Annotated in this window: 9 protein-coding genes; 1 reads left to right on the forward strand and 8 read right to left on the reverse strand. The window is 69.1% G+C overall.

The window, feature by feature from the left end:
- Nucleotides 1-16 precede the first annotated feature (16 nt).
- From IEW85_RS05855 to IEW85_RS05880, 6 genes are read right to left on the reverse strand one after another with little or no spacing between them, the layout of a single operon-like run.
- On the reverse strand, nt 17-1,087 hold the full coding sequence (locus tag IEW85_RS05855; protein ID WP_188683677.1) for a phosphotransferase: 1,071 nt from the start codon (nt 1,085-1,087) through the stop codon (nt 17-19).
- Entirely contained in the window at nt 1,068-2,285 is a 1,218-nt protein-coding gene (locus IEW85_RS05860) for a phosphotransferase family protein (protein WP_188683679.1), read from the reverse strand. The genes IEW85_RS05855 and IEW85_RS05860 overlap by 20 nt, the downstream gene beginning before the upstream one ends.
- A complete protein-coding gene (locus IEW85_RS05865) occupies nt 2,282-4,129 on the reverse strand; it encodes an ABC transporter ATP-binding protein (protein ID WP_188683681.1) in 1,848 nt (615 codons plus the stop codon). Before IEW85_RS05865 ends, IEW85_RS05860 begins: the two co-directional genes overlap by 4 nt.
- Nucleotides 4,126-5,520, reverse strand: a complete 1,395-nt coding sequence (locus tag IEW85_RS05870) for a glycosyltransferase family 4 protein (protein WP_188683683.1) — start codon at nt 5,518-5,520, stop codon at nt 4,126-4,128. The genes IEW85_RS05865 and IEW85_RS05870 overlap by 4 nt, the downstream gene beginning before the upstream one ends.
- Nucleotides 5,517-6,851 carry a glycosyltransferase gene (locus IEW85_RS05875; RefSeq protein ID WP_188683685.1) on the reverse strand — a complete coding sequence of 445 codons (1,335 nt, stop codon included), beginning with the start codon at nt 6,849-6,851 and terminating at the stop codon, nt 5,517-5,519. The genes IEW85_RS05870 and IEW85_RS05875 overlap by 4 nt, the downstream gene beginning before the upstream one ends.
- Nucleotides 6,841-8,079 carry a glycosyltransferase family protein gene (locus IEW85_RS05880; protein ID WP_188683687.1) on the reverse strand — a complete coding sequence of 413 codons (1,239 nt, stop codon included), beginning with the start codon at nt 8,077-8,079 and terminating at the stop codon, nt 6,841-6,843. The genes IEW85_RS05875 and IEW85_RS05880 overlap by 11 nt, the downstream gene beginning before the upstream one ends.
- Nucleotides 8,080-8,198: 119 nt before the next feature.
- On the opposite strand from IEW85_RS05880, the gene galE reads away from it, so the two are divergent.
- Nucleotides 8,199-9,155 carry a UDP-glucose 4-epimerase GalE gene (gene galE / locus IEW85_RS05885; RefSeq protein WP_188683689.1) on the forward strand — a complete coding sequence of 319 codons (957 nt, stop codon included), beginning with the start codon at nt 8,199-8,201 and terminating at the stop codon, nt 9,153-9,155.
- 139 nt (nt 9,156-9,294) lie between these two features.
- Here galE and IEW85_RS05890 read toward each other — a convergent pair whose 3' ends face one another.
- Both IEW85_RS05890 and IEW85_RS05895 read right to left on the reverse strand, forming a co-directional pair.
- Nucleotides 9,295-11,145: an AMP-dependent synthetase/ligase gene (locus IEW85_RS05890; RefSeq protein WP_229658838.1), complete on the reverse strand. Its 1,851-nt coding sequence runs from the start codon at nt 11,143-11,145 to the stop codon at nt 9,295-9,297.
- A gap of 51 nt (nt 11,146-11,196) precedes the next feature.
- Complete coding sequence (locus IEW85_RS05895; RefSeq protein ID WP_229658839.1) at nt 11,197-12,810, reverse strand: dolichyl-phosphate-mannose--protein mannosyltransferase; 1,614 nt, start codon at nt 12,808-12,810, stop codon at nt 11,197-11,199.
- Nucleotides 12,811-12,816 lie beyond the last annotated feature (6 nt).

A 12,816-nucleotide genomic window follows, 5' to 3' on the forward strand; every position in this document is an offset into this window, starting at 1 on the left:
AGATGGCTTTCTCCGATCACCCACGCAGAGACGAGCGGAGGGAAGCACGGAGGGAGGCGGCGTGGGCGGCGCAGCGCGGCCGGAAGGCGTAGACGCAGCCCAGGCGCAGCAGCGTGGCATGCTCATAGGCGGCCAGCGTGTCCTGCGGGACGCCGGCGCGGTAGGCGGTGTCGTTGATCGCGCGCACCACAGCCGCCGACTGCTCCTGGGTCCACACGCCCTGCTGAGCCCGCCAGTGGGCGTGAGCACGCAGATTCGCCAGGTCAAGGGCCGGCGGGGCCAGGCAGGCGGTGTCCACATCCAGGATGCCCGGCCCATGATCCGGAGACCACATCAGCTGCTTGTCATGCAGATCCCGGTGCGCCGGGACCACTTTGCCGGTGGACGCGTCCTCCAGCAGATGCGCCGCCGACTCCACGGCATCCACCAGCAGCTCGAAGTCCTCGATCACCGGCTGCACGTTCCGAGCCCACTGGCGCAGCACGGCGATCTCGGCGTCGGCGTCGTGGACCGGGGTGCCCTCGGGCAGCTCGCCGGGATGCTGGATGGTGGTCTCCCAGGCCTGGAGCACCTGCGCCCAGGCCACCTCCCAGTCCTGGGCGGAGAAGCGGTGGGCCTCATGCAGACTGGTCCCACGCAGCGCCTCGAAGGTCACCGTGGAGTCATCTGAGGCCAGCACCCGCGGCGTGCGGAAGGGCCCGTCGAAGGCCTGAGCCCGGCGGATCCCTTCCAGGATCCCGGCGGCCCGGCCCGGACGCACCACTTTGATGAACTGCGTGCCGGTGCCTTCACGGCGCACCACAGCGCGCTTGGCCGGACGGTGGGAGACCACGACGCCGTCCGCGGCAGTCTCCGCCAGTGCCTTCAGCTTGGGATCCTCACCGGTGGGCAGCAGCTCGAGCCGGCCTTCACCGGAGTCTCCGGCGTCCTCTCCGGCAGGGTGGAACCAGCCGGCGCGCAGCTCAGGGTCATCGCCCCCGGCGGCACGGACCTCCACCGGCAGCGGGGCCGAGTCAGCCGGCCAGACGCGTTCGACCAGCCACGAGCGGCCTTCAGCCTGGGCAGTCTCAGGGGGTAGGTAGTGCACAGTTCTCCACAGCGGTCTCAGCCGATTCGATTCTCCGGGTCACTGTATCGGCCCAGGCGGCGTCGCAGTTGCGGAAGGGGTCCAGCGCGGAGGCCAGATGGGCATAGCTCTCCCAGAGCGCCATGGCCGGCGGGTCGGGCTGGGAGACCTCCTGATAGCCGGCCAGGAAGGCCTCCTGCAGCTCCGGCACTCCGGCGCCGCGGCAGGAGGCCGCCCAGGAGCCGACGTCGCGCATGGCCGGTCCCAGCCCGGCCCGGTCGAGATCGATGATGCGGATCTTATGGCTGCCCGGGGCGGCCAGCAGGATCTGATCGGGGGAGAGGTCGCCGTGCAGCTGCACCGGCTCACCCGGATCCTGGGCCATGGCGGCCGAGGTCAGCTTCTCCGCCAGGGTCTCCACGCGCTCGGCCAGCCAGGGGGCCACCTGCGCGACGGCGTCGACATGGCCGTCCACATCGGCCTCCAGCATGGCCAGCCCCTCAGCGCTGGTGCTGCGGCTGACCTGGGTGTGCAGCTCGGCGATCCGGCGCCCGGCGGAATGGGCCGCCGGGGCATAGGGGGCCTCGAGCAGATCGGTGTGGCCCCACAGCGGAGCGGTCACAGTGGTTCCGCGGCCGCCCAGTGGCTTCACCCGGCTGATCGGCAGCCCGGCCTCGCGCCAGCGTTCAGCGGCGGTGACGATATGGTCCAGCGGCTGGGCGCCCACCCGCACCACATGGCGGGCCGGCTCGCCGGCCTCGCTGAAGTGGTCCACGACGGCGACCACTCGGCGTCGGGGGTTGTAGCGCAGGATCTGCCAGCGAGCGTCCTCACCCAGGGCCGTGCGGGCGGCCTCGAGCTCGCGGCCCAGCCAGCGGTCGGCCCAGACGCTGCCGGAGACCAGATAGGGGGACTCGGCGCGGTGGACGGTGAGCTCCCGGCTCAGCTTCTCGGCGCGGGAGAGCAGCTTGCCGTATTTGTCGGCGTCGGCGGTGAGCATGGTCCAGCCGTGCTCCCCGCTGTGGAGGCCGCGATGACTGACGATCACCGAATGCCCCGGCTTCATCCGCAGATGCGTGGGCTCGGTCTCCGTCCCCAGCAGCTGGGTCAGTCCTGCTGCGCTGAGCAGCGCCTCCGCGCCGTCCAGCCCGGCCACCTCTGCCGCATGAGCATGTGCCTCACGGGGATTGCTCACTGCGACCTGCGTCCCTTCAGTCACACACGATCCTCTGCGTTCAGGTGCTGGTCCCGCATGGACTCGCGCTGAGTCGACGCCCACTGGGCCAGCATGCTGTTCTCATCGGCCAGCAGCTCCTCGGGGGAGCCGTCCTCGACGATCTGGCCCTGGTCCAACCATAGGATGCGGTCCAAACCTTGAACTGTGCTGAGATCGTGGGTGATGGCCACGGTGGTGCGGCCGCGGGTCAGCTCGCGCAGCGAGGACTCCACCAAGGCACGGGAGGCCGGATCCAGCCCCGAAGTGGCCTCATCGAGGATCACCACCGGTGCATTGCGGACCAGGGCCCGGGCGATGGCGATCCGCTGGCGCTGACCGCCGGAGAGCGTGTCACCGCGGTTGCCCAGCACGGAGTCATAGCCCTCGGGGAGGGCCTCGATGAACTCATGGGCGCCGGCGCGGCGGGCGGCGTCCTCCACCTCCTCATCGGTGGCGTCCAGGCGGCCGTATCGGATGTTCTCTCTCACCGTGGTGGCGAAGAGGACGGACTCCTGCAGCAGGATGGAGACGTTGCTGCGCAGATCCTCACGGGTGACGCGGCGAGTGTCATGGCCGTCCATCAGCACAGAACCTGAGTCCACATCGGCCAGACGCAGCAGATAGCCGGCCAGGGTGGACTTGCCCGCACCGGAGGGGCCAAGCAGGCCCACGCGCTGTCCGGCGGGGATGTGTAGGCTCAGATCCTTGAACAGCTCACGTCCGTGGCCGTCCTTGGTGGTGACCCTATAGAAGGCGATGTCTCCGTGGACGCGGCCCATCGGCTGGGCGGGGTCCGGATCGGTGATCTCCACCGGCTCGTCCAGCAGATCGGCGATGCGCTCGCCGGAGGCGGTGGCCCGGGCGATGCGCCCGGTGTACTTGGCCATATCGCGCAGCGGCTTCATGGCGATCTTCAGGTACATCAGGAACAGGACCATGTCTCCGGGAGTCATGACCCCGCCCAGGACCTGCCAGCCGCCGAAGCCCAGCACCACGGCGGTGGAGATGCCCACCAGCAGATCGGTGGAGCGTTCCAGCCGGGCGGCGAGTTTGCGGGCCTTGATGCCGGCCTTCAGCGCCTTCTGGTTGCCCGCGGCGAAGCCCTGGGCCACGGTGTCCTCCAGCCCGTAGGCCTGGACCACGCGGATGGCGGCCAGCGCCTCGGCGGCGTCCCCAACCAGCTGACCCTCGCCCTTGCGGGTGGCCCGGGAGGCGGTGGTGATCTTGGGGGAGGCGAAGCGGCTGATCAGGAAGTACAGCGCCGCCGTCGCCAGCACCACCAGGGAGAGCACCGGGTTGAGCACGATCACCACGATGAACAGCGCGATGAGCGTGAGCAGGTTGCCCACCAGCGGCAGGCCCGCGGTGACCGCGACCTCCTGCAGCCGGCCCATATCGCCCACCAGACGCTGGGAGGTGTCTCCCACGCTGGCCTTGGAGTGATAGCGCAGCGAGAGCGACTGGATGTGGTCGAAGACCCGTGAGCGCAGCCGGGTGGCCACCTTCACACCGGTCTTGGCGAAGGCGATGGTGGAGAAGTAGTTGCACACTGCCCGTCCGCCGACGATCAGCGCCAGCATGACCGCCCAGAAGGCCAGTACGGTGCCGACGTCGTCGGGGACGGTCTCCACCTCGGCGATCTCTGCGCCCAGAGCCTCGGTGACGTTGTCCACGGCGAACTTCACCGGCCAGGGCTCGAGGATGCGGAAGAGCACATCCCCGAGCAGGGCCAGCATGCCGAGGGTGATCAGGAGCTTATGCTCCTTCAGATGAGGCCCGATCATCCTCAGCGTGCGCATCAGCCCCTGACGGTGCTGGGCACGCGGGGACTTCGGGCGTTCACTCATCGCGGGGTCACTCCGAGGGGCTCGTGGGGGATGTCATCGGTCAGTTCGGCCAGCATGGCCGGGGAGAGCACCGGCAGGGGTGTGGTCAACCCGGCGTGGGTGCTGCTGGACAGGCCCACTGCGCGCAGCAGATCGCCGCAGCGGCGGGTCCAGGTGTGGCGCTCCACGACGGCGGCGCGGCCGGCGAAGGCCAGGCGGGTGCGCAGCTGCGGGCGGGAGGCCAGCTGATCCAGTGCATTGGCCAGCGCGTTCTCATCGCCGGCGGGGACCAGCAGTCCGCGCTGGCCGGCGGAGATCTTCTCTCCGCGGGCATCCAGCGCATTGCTCGACTGCCCGGAGAGCAGCTCCGGCAGCTCGCCCACGGCAGAGGCCACGACGGTGACGCCTGCGGCCAGGTACTCATAGACCTTCAGCGGGGAGAAGTAGTGTCCTGCGGCCTGCGGCTCGGGATACGGGGCCACAGCCACGTCGAACCGGGTGAGGATCGCAGGGATCTCCTGCGGGGCGACAGCGCCGTGGAAGCAGACCTGGTCGGCGATGCCGAGCTCATCGGCCATCCGCTCCAGGCGCAGCTGCTCCGGTCCGGTGCCGGCGAACTCCAGGCGCCAGGAGGAGCGGTCGGCGTGCAGGGCTGCGGCGAAGGCATGCAGCAGCACATCGGTGCCGTGCCAGGGCTTGAGCGTGCCCACGAAGCCCACGGTGAAGGGGCGGTCCTGGGAGGACTCCTCCTCCTGGTGCTCCTGGGGGTGGAAGCGCTCGGTGTTCACACCGTTGGGGATGACCATGACGCGCGGATCGCCGATCTGCTCGCCCAGGATGCCGCGGACCCACTGTGCCACCGGCTCGGAGACGCAGGAGACCACGTCGGCGCCGCCCAGGGCGCGCAGGGTGATGTGCTCAGCGCCCTCGGCCTCGTGGAGCTCGCGGTGGGTGCCCTGCTCCTGCAACAGCGGGGCGTTGACCTCCATGACCAGCGGGACGTCGCGGATGAAGCCATGGTCCAGATCGCTGTCGCGCTCGGTGTAGAGGGACTTCAGCGTGGCGCCGGCCTCGGAGAACAGTGAGTAGCGCTCGTAGATGAGCTCATAGTCCTCGGACGCGGCCAGCTGCGCCATCTGCAGGGAGGCCTGGGTGATGGCTTGTTCGCGGGAGGCCACATCCTTTGGGGCCTCGGCGTCCACCGGAACGGTGATCACGCGCAGATCCGCCAGATCCTCCGGCACCGACTCGGTGTCCGGCTGACCGGCCTTATCGCCGCGCTTGGCGCAGTAGACGGTCACCTCGTGGCCGTGGGTGCGGAACGCCCGGATCATCTCTTGGACGTGCACGGAGGCACCCTTGGTGCCGAAGACGCCGATGCCGGGATCGGCCAGCAGGTAGGCGATTCTCATAGCAGTGCTCCTTCTGCGCGGTCCTGTTCTCTCAGGGGATCCTGCGCAACGGTTCGGGTTGCTGTGACCAGAGCGCTCAGCGCGGAGGCCTGGCGGTGGGAGTCGTAGAGCTCCTCCACCAGTGCGCGGGCGTTGTCGGTGCGCCGCCGGTGCTCGGCGGCGGAGGCGGAGTCGGTTCGGATGGCCTCAGAGACGGCGTCCGTCAGGGCCACAGCGTCGCCGGAGGGCACCAGCCACCCGGTCTCACCGGTGCGGATGACCTCCCCGACGGCGGTCACATCGGCTGCCACGCAACGGATGCCGCGTGCCATAGCCTCGAGAAGAACAGTCGGAAGCCCGTCAGCATTCCCATCCCGGCCCACCACGAAGGGTGCGACGAACACGTCATGGGTGCCCAGCAGCTCCCGGACCTCGGCCTGGGTGCGGGCTCCGAGCAGCCGGACCTGGTCCTGCATACCCAGGCGCTGGATCTGTCGTTCCAGGTCAGCGGCCATGGGGCCGTCTCCGGCGATATCGGCCTCCACCACGACGCCGGCCTCGCGCAGCCTTGACACGGCGTCGATGAGCAGGTGGAAGCCCTTCTTCTCCACCAAGCGTCCCACGGAGAGAAGCCGCGGCACGCTCTGCTCCTCAGTCTCTGTCCCGGCCCCGGCCCGGGTGCGCGGGGCGTAGGGAAAGCGCTCCATCTCCAGGCCGTTGCGGACCAGCTTCAGCGTGGCGGTCGCCTCCGGGAAGCGGCGGCGCAGATCCGCCAGGTTGTAGCCCGAGATGGTGATCGAGTGGTGGGCATCGGCGAACTTCTGCTCCAGCTCCAGCTGGTCGATATCCTCGTGGAAGATGTCCTTGGCGTGGGCGGTGAAGGAGTAGGGGATCCCTGCGATCTGCCCAGCGGTCCGGGCCACGGTGGTGGCCACAGAGGCGAAGTGGGCGTGCAGATGGGTGACCCCCTGTTCACGGGCCAGCCGTGCCACGGAGACCGCCTGGACGGCGTCGTCGGAGCTGTGGCGCAGCAGCTCAGGGAGCACCGTGCGCACACCCTCCAGCAGCTGCTCATCGGAGCCGGTCTCGCTGAGGTGCTGCCAGAAGCGCCCGGCGGTGTTGGGCCGGGAGACGTGGACCACCGGGGCCTTCACCCGGGCCAGCTCAGGGTGGAAGCGGGTGTCGGTGGAGGGCCGCAGGGAGAAGATGACGATCTTCTCGCCGCGGGCCTCGCGGGCCAGGATCTCGGAGACGATGAAGGTCTCCGAGAAGCGCGGGTACATCTTCAGGACATAGCCGACCACGGGCTCCTGGGGGTGGGGCTGTGCTGTGGACATGGCGTCAGCGGACATATGCGGGCTCCTCATCGAGTGCGTGCGAGTCATAGGCCTCAGCTGAAGCGAGCACTGCGCGGCGACTGATCAGCTCGGCGGCGAAGTCGCCCACCCGGGTCAGGCCGTCCAGGTCCACGCCGTCGCGCAGCGTGCGCTGGTGGACGGCGTGGGAGAACCAGAAGGACAGGGCGGCCGGGGTCAGCTGTTCGGCCGGCAGCGTGCTGACCGCACCGGCGGCGGCCAGGGCGGCGGCGCGGCGCGGCTGCTCCGCCCGGCGGGTGCTGCGCGGGACCACCAGGGCAGGCGTCGTGGTGGCCATGACCTCTGCCAGCGAGTTGTAGCCGGCCATGCAGACCACGGCGGCGGCCTCGCGGATCAGTTTGGGGACGTTGGGGGCGTAGCGGCGCACCTGGACCTGCTGGCTGCCGTTGAGGTGGGCCGATTCGCCCACGGCGGCGGAGATCCGCTCATAGTCGGCGGCCGGCATCTGGGGTCCGGTGAGGATCACATGGCGGTGCCCGACGGGGGCCTGGGCGCGGGCGGCCGCCAGGGCGATCTGGCCGCCGTCGGAGCCGCCGCCCACCATGGTCAGCACATAGGGCTGGACGGTGTCCTCGCCCGTGGGATCATCCGGACGGCCGTGGGAGAGGTAGCCGGTGGAGCGGCTGCGGGAGGCCAGCTCCGGGGGAAGCTCGCCGGTGGCGAAGGGGTCGTAGACGGCGTCGTCGCCATAGACCCACACCGCGTCATAGTGCTCGGCCACGCCGGCACCGCCGCCCACCCGTTCCCATTCGCGCTGAGCGGTCTGGGGAGTGTCGAGCACATCGCGCATGCCCAGGACAGTGGTGGTCCGGCCGCGATCGCGGAGCATCTGCAGGGCGGGCTTGAGCTCGCCGCCCACGCCGAAGGGATGCCGGTCCACGATGAAGAGATCCGGGCTGATGGCTTCCAGCGCGGCGGAGACGGTGGAGCTGCGCAGAGCGGTCAGCTGTTCCACGGACATGGTCAGCTTCCGGGAGGCGTAGCCGTTCTCGGTGCGGGTGAAGCCGGGCAGGACCAGCCAGTCCCAGCCCGGGGGCAGGGAATCGTTGGTGGCATCCGGGTGCCCGGCGATGAGCAGCCCACGGACCTGCTGGCCGGTCAGGCGCGGCAGGTCGGCGGCCAGCGCGAAGGCGATGGCCCGGTTGCGGCGGGCGTGGCCCAGGCCGACCGAATCGTGGGAGTACAGGGCAACCGTGATGCTCATGGGTATAAGAGTGGTGGGTCATCATGAGAGCCGGATGAGAGATCGCATCAGAATCTTTCAGAGGCCGCCGGCTGGATAGAGTAGGGATTCGCCCGATCAGATCCACGTGAGGAGAACGAATGAAGGTCTTGGTGACCGGCGGTGCCGGCTATATCGGCAGCGTGGTGGCTCAGCAGCTGCTCGCCCAGGGACATGAGGTGGTCGTGCTGGACGACCTCTCAGCAGGTCACCCCGACGCCGTCCTCGCCGGTGCCACATGGCACCACGGAGATCTCTCCGCGGCCGCCGACATCCTGGACTCCAGCTTCGATGCGGTCATCCACCTGGCGGCGAAGTCGCTGGTGGGGGAGTCGGTGCGGCACCCCGAGCGGTACTGGCACGGCAACATCGTGGCCACGCTGGGACTGCTGGACACTATGCGCGCCACCGGCGTGAAGCGGCTGGTCTTCTCCTCCACCGCCGCGGTCTACGGCAACCCGCTGCCGGACCTGCCCGGGGGACTGATCACCGAGGACCACCCCACGGCGCCGATCAATCCCTACGGAGCCTCCAAGCTGGCCATCGACCATATGCTCACCGCTGAGGCGAACGCCCACGGGCTGGGCGCAGTGAGCCTGCGCTACTTCAACGTGGGCGGGGCCTCCGAGGGGCTGCGCGAGCGCCACGACCCGGAGACCCATCTGATCCCCAACCTGCTCAAGGCCGCCCAAGGCGAGGGGGAGGGCGCCAAGCTCTTCGGCATCGACTACCCGACGGCGGACGGCACCGCAGTGCGCGACTACATCCACATCCTGGACCTGGCTCAGGCGCATCTGCTCGCCATGGAATGGGTTGAGTCGGGCACCCACGAGGTCTTCAACCTGGGCACCGGTGTGGGATCCAGCGTGCTCGAGGTGATCGACGCCGTCGGGCGTGTGACCGGCAAAGAGGTGCCGGTGACCGAGGAGCCGCGCCGCGCCGGGGATCCGGCCACGCTGGTGGCCTCGGGTCAGAAGGCCCGCGAGGTGCTGGGCTGGGCGCCGCAGCACAGCCTGGAGGACATCATCGCCGACGCCTGGAAAGCGCTGGAGGGCTGACCAGTTGTGTGGGCACTTTGGGGCGCTCTGAGTGATCCTCGGATGCTCAGAGCGCCCCAAAGTGCCCACACAACGCGGGTTTGGCGGCGGCGGAGACGGCGGTGACGACGGCGACGAAACCGGGCCCGGTTGCCGAGGCTCAGCTGCTGAAGAGCGCCTCGATCTGCTCAGAGAAGTCCTCGATGACCTTATGCCGCTGCAGCTTCATCGACGGGGTCAGGTGGCCGGACTCCTCGGAGAGCTCGGTGGAGAGGATCTCAAACTTCCGGATGGACTCTGCGCGGGAGACCCGTTCATTGGCCTGACCCACCGCCTGCTGGATCTCCTCGCGCACTGTGGGATCAGCCGCAGCCTCCTCCAGGCTGCGCCCGTCCAGAGCCTCGGCATCCAGGGTCACCAGAGCGCCCACGAAGGGCCGGCCATCCCCGACGACGACGCACTGGGCCACCAGCCGATGGGCGCGCACCGCCTCCTCCAGGGGAGTGGGCAGCACATTCTTGCCTCCTGCGGTGACGATCAGCTCCTTCTTCCGGCCGGTGATGGTCAGGAAGCCGTCGGCGTCGAGCTCACCGAGGTCACCGGTGCGGAAGAAGCCGTCGGCGTCGAAGGCCCCCAGCGTGGTCTTCTCCGCGTTGTGGTAGCCGGCGAAGACCACCGGTCCCTTCAGCAGGACCTCGCCGTCCTCGGCGATCCGGACGGTGCTGCCCGGCACCGGCAGGCCCACGGATCCGATCCGCGTGGCCTCCGGGATGTTCAGCGTGATGGGCGCGGTGGACTCGGTGAGTCCGTAGCCCTCCTGGACCGGCAGTCCGATGCCGGTGAAGAAGTGGGCGATCTCCGGGTCCAGCGGGGAGGCCCCGGAGACGAAGTGGGTGACGTTGCCGCCCATGCGCGCATGCAGCTTGGAGTAGACCAGCTTGGCGAAGAGCGCCCGCTTGGCCTTCAGCCCGGTGCTGGGGCCACTGCCGGTTCCCGAGGCCTGAGCCTGCTGCGCCCGGGAGTAGGCGATGGCGGTGGACTTGGCGGCATCGAAGATCTTCCCCTTGCCTTCGGAATGCGCCTTGGCGGAGGCACCGTGGAACACCTTCTCAAAGACGCGGGGCACGGCCAGCAGCCACGTGGGGCGGTAGGATCCGAGGTCTTCGATGAGGTTCTCCGTGCTGCCGCTGTGGGCCACCTGGATGCCGTTGTGCAGGCAGGCCAGCTGCACAGCCCTGGCCAGAACATGGGCCAGGGGGAGGAACAGCAGCGTCCGGGACTCGCCCTCACCCAGGATGTCGTCGGCGAAGGCGACGAGGTTGGCCGCACCCTCGGCGAGGTTGCGGTGGGTGATGCGCACGCCCTTCGGCTTCCCGGTGGTCCCGGAGGTGTAGACCAGGGTTGCGACATCGTCGAGGCCGGCACTCGAGCGGGCCTTCTCCAGCAGCTCATCAGAGACCTCGCCGCCATGGGAAGCGATGGCTGCCAGCGCGGCGGTGGAGTCGAAAGGCAGGACCTCCACCTCCACGGAGGCGGTCTTCGCCGCACTCTCCACGGTGGGGCGCAGCTGCTCATCGCCGATCAGCACCAGGCCGGCCTCCGAATGGGCCAGCAGGTGAGAGATCTGGTGGGTGGAGCTGGTCTCGTAGATCGGCACGGAGACGGCTCCGGCGAACCAGATGGCCTGGTCGATCACGGCCCAGGAGTAGCTGGTGGCCGACATGACGGCCACACGGTCACCGGGGTTCACACCCAGGCCGATCAGGCCCTTGGCGGTGCGGCGGACCTGCTCCACAAAGCTGGTGATGGAGACGTCCACCCAGCCGCCGGCGCCGTTGGGCACCGCGTAGACGGCCTTGTCCGGAGATGCGGCCAGCAGCGCCAGCACGCCGTCGGTGACGTTGATCGCGTCATCCAGGTGCGCGATCTGCTCGGTGGAGCTCTCCGTGATGGGGGAGTCCGCAGTGGTCGGGTCGGCGGCCTGCTGGGTGTGAGAATCGGTGGAAGTCACAGCGGCAGTCTACCTACGCAGTGGTTCTGCTCCACAGCAGGGGCTGTCGATTCAGATCCAGTTCTCCAGCCACATGCGCAGCCGCCACTGATCGGTGGGGATGAGCTCACCGGTCCACAGCGGCAGGAAGAACACCGAGACCGCCACCGCGAGCAGCACATAGCAGAGCACGATCACCGTATTGCGCCGCTGCAGCTCCCGGCGTCGTTCCTCCGACTGGTCCGGTCTGTGCCCGGCGCGCAGGATCAGCGCGGCGAGCACCACCAGGGTCAGGATGACGAAGGGGTGGAAGCTGATCGTGTAGAAGAAGAACATCGTGCGGTCCGGGAACAGCAGCCAGACGGCGAATCCGCCCGCATAGCCGGCCAGGATCGCGCCATAGCGCCAATCCCTGCGGCCCAGCCAGAGCAGGAGCACCACCACGACGCCGATCAGTGCGGTCCACCAGATCAGCGGGTTGGCCAGGTCCAGGATGGCCGAGGAACAGGTCTGGGCCCGGCAGACGGCGTCCTCGTCCCAGGGGAAGGACTCGCCGTGCTCATAGGACTGGTAGTGCATGGAGACCGGGCGGCCCATGAACAGCCAGGTCCAGGGGGAGGAGGCGTAGTCGTGGCCGGAGGTCAGGTCCTGATGGAAGTTCGTGGCCTCGCGGTGATACGCCCACAGGGAGCGCAGCGGGCCGGGGACCAGTGTGGCCAGGCCCTCAGCCTCATGCTGGGTGTGCCACTGGCGGTGTGAGGCGGAGGAGCTCAGCAGCCAGCCGGCCCAGGAGCTCACGTAGGTGAACAGGGCCAGCGGCAGCACGGTGATGAGTGCCCAGGGCGTATCCCGGGTCAGACCGCTGAAGGCCCAGCGCCGGATGCCTGCGGCGCGGCGGGCCTGCAGATCCCAGAGCACCACCATGATGCCGAATGCGGCGACGAAGGCCAGCGCGGAGAGCTTCACCGCAGTGGCCGCGCCCAGCAGGATCCCTGCGGCGAAGAGCCAGGGGCGCCAGAGCAGCCAGGGGCCCTTGGGCTGCTCGGGGTGAGACGGCTGCGCGGGTTCTGCAGGCTGGTCCGGCTGCGCCGGCTGGGTCTGGTGGGTCTCGACCCAGGCGGCCAATCGGCGTCGGGTGCTGCAACGGTCCATCAGCAGGGCGCCGAAGGCCGCCAGCACGAAGAGCATCAGGAAGATGTCCAGCATGGCTACCCGGCTCATCACCAGGTGATGGCCCTCCACAGCGGTGAGCACGCCGGCCACCGCCCCCAGGAACACCGAGCGGAACATCCGCTGGGTGATCAGCGTGATCAGCAGGACGCTCAGCGTCCCGGCCACCGCCGCGGAGACGCGCCAGCCGAAGCCGGACTCCATCCCGAAGAGGTGGAGCCCGATGGCGATCAGCCATTTGCCCAGCGGCGGATGGACCACATAGGAGCCCTCATCAGTGGGGGCCGCGCTGCCCGAGAGCCACATGTCATCGGCGCCCTCGGGCCAGACCAGCTCATGGCCGGCGATCAGCAGGGCATAGGCGTCCTTGGCGTAATAGGTCTCATCGAAGATCAGCAGGTGCGGATTGCTCAGGCCCCGCAGGCGCAGGGCTCCGGCCACCACGGTGATGAGCAGCGGCACCAGCCAGCCCCAGAGCCCCGGACGGTGGGGCCGCGCACCCAGCTTCTCTTCCATCGTCGC

The sequence above is a fragment of the Nesterenkonia cremea genome (genome assembly GCF_014642675.1).
Classification (GTDB): domain Bacteria; phylum Actinomycetota; class Actinomycetes; order Actinomycetales; family Micrococcaceae; genus Nesterenkonia; species Nesterenkonia cremea.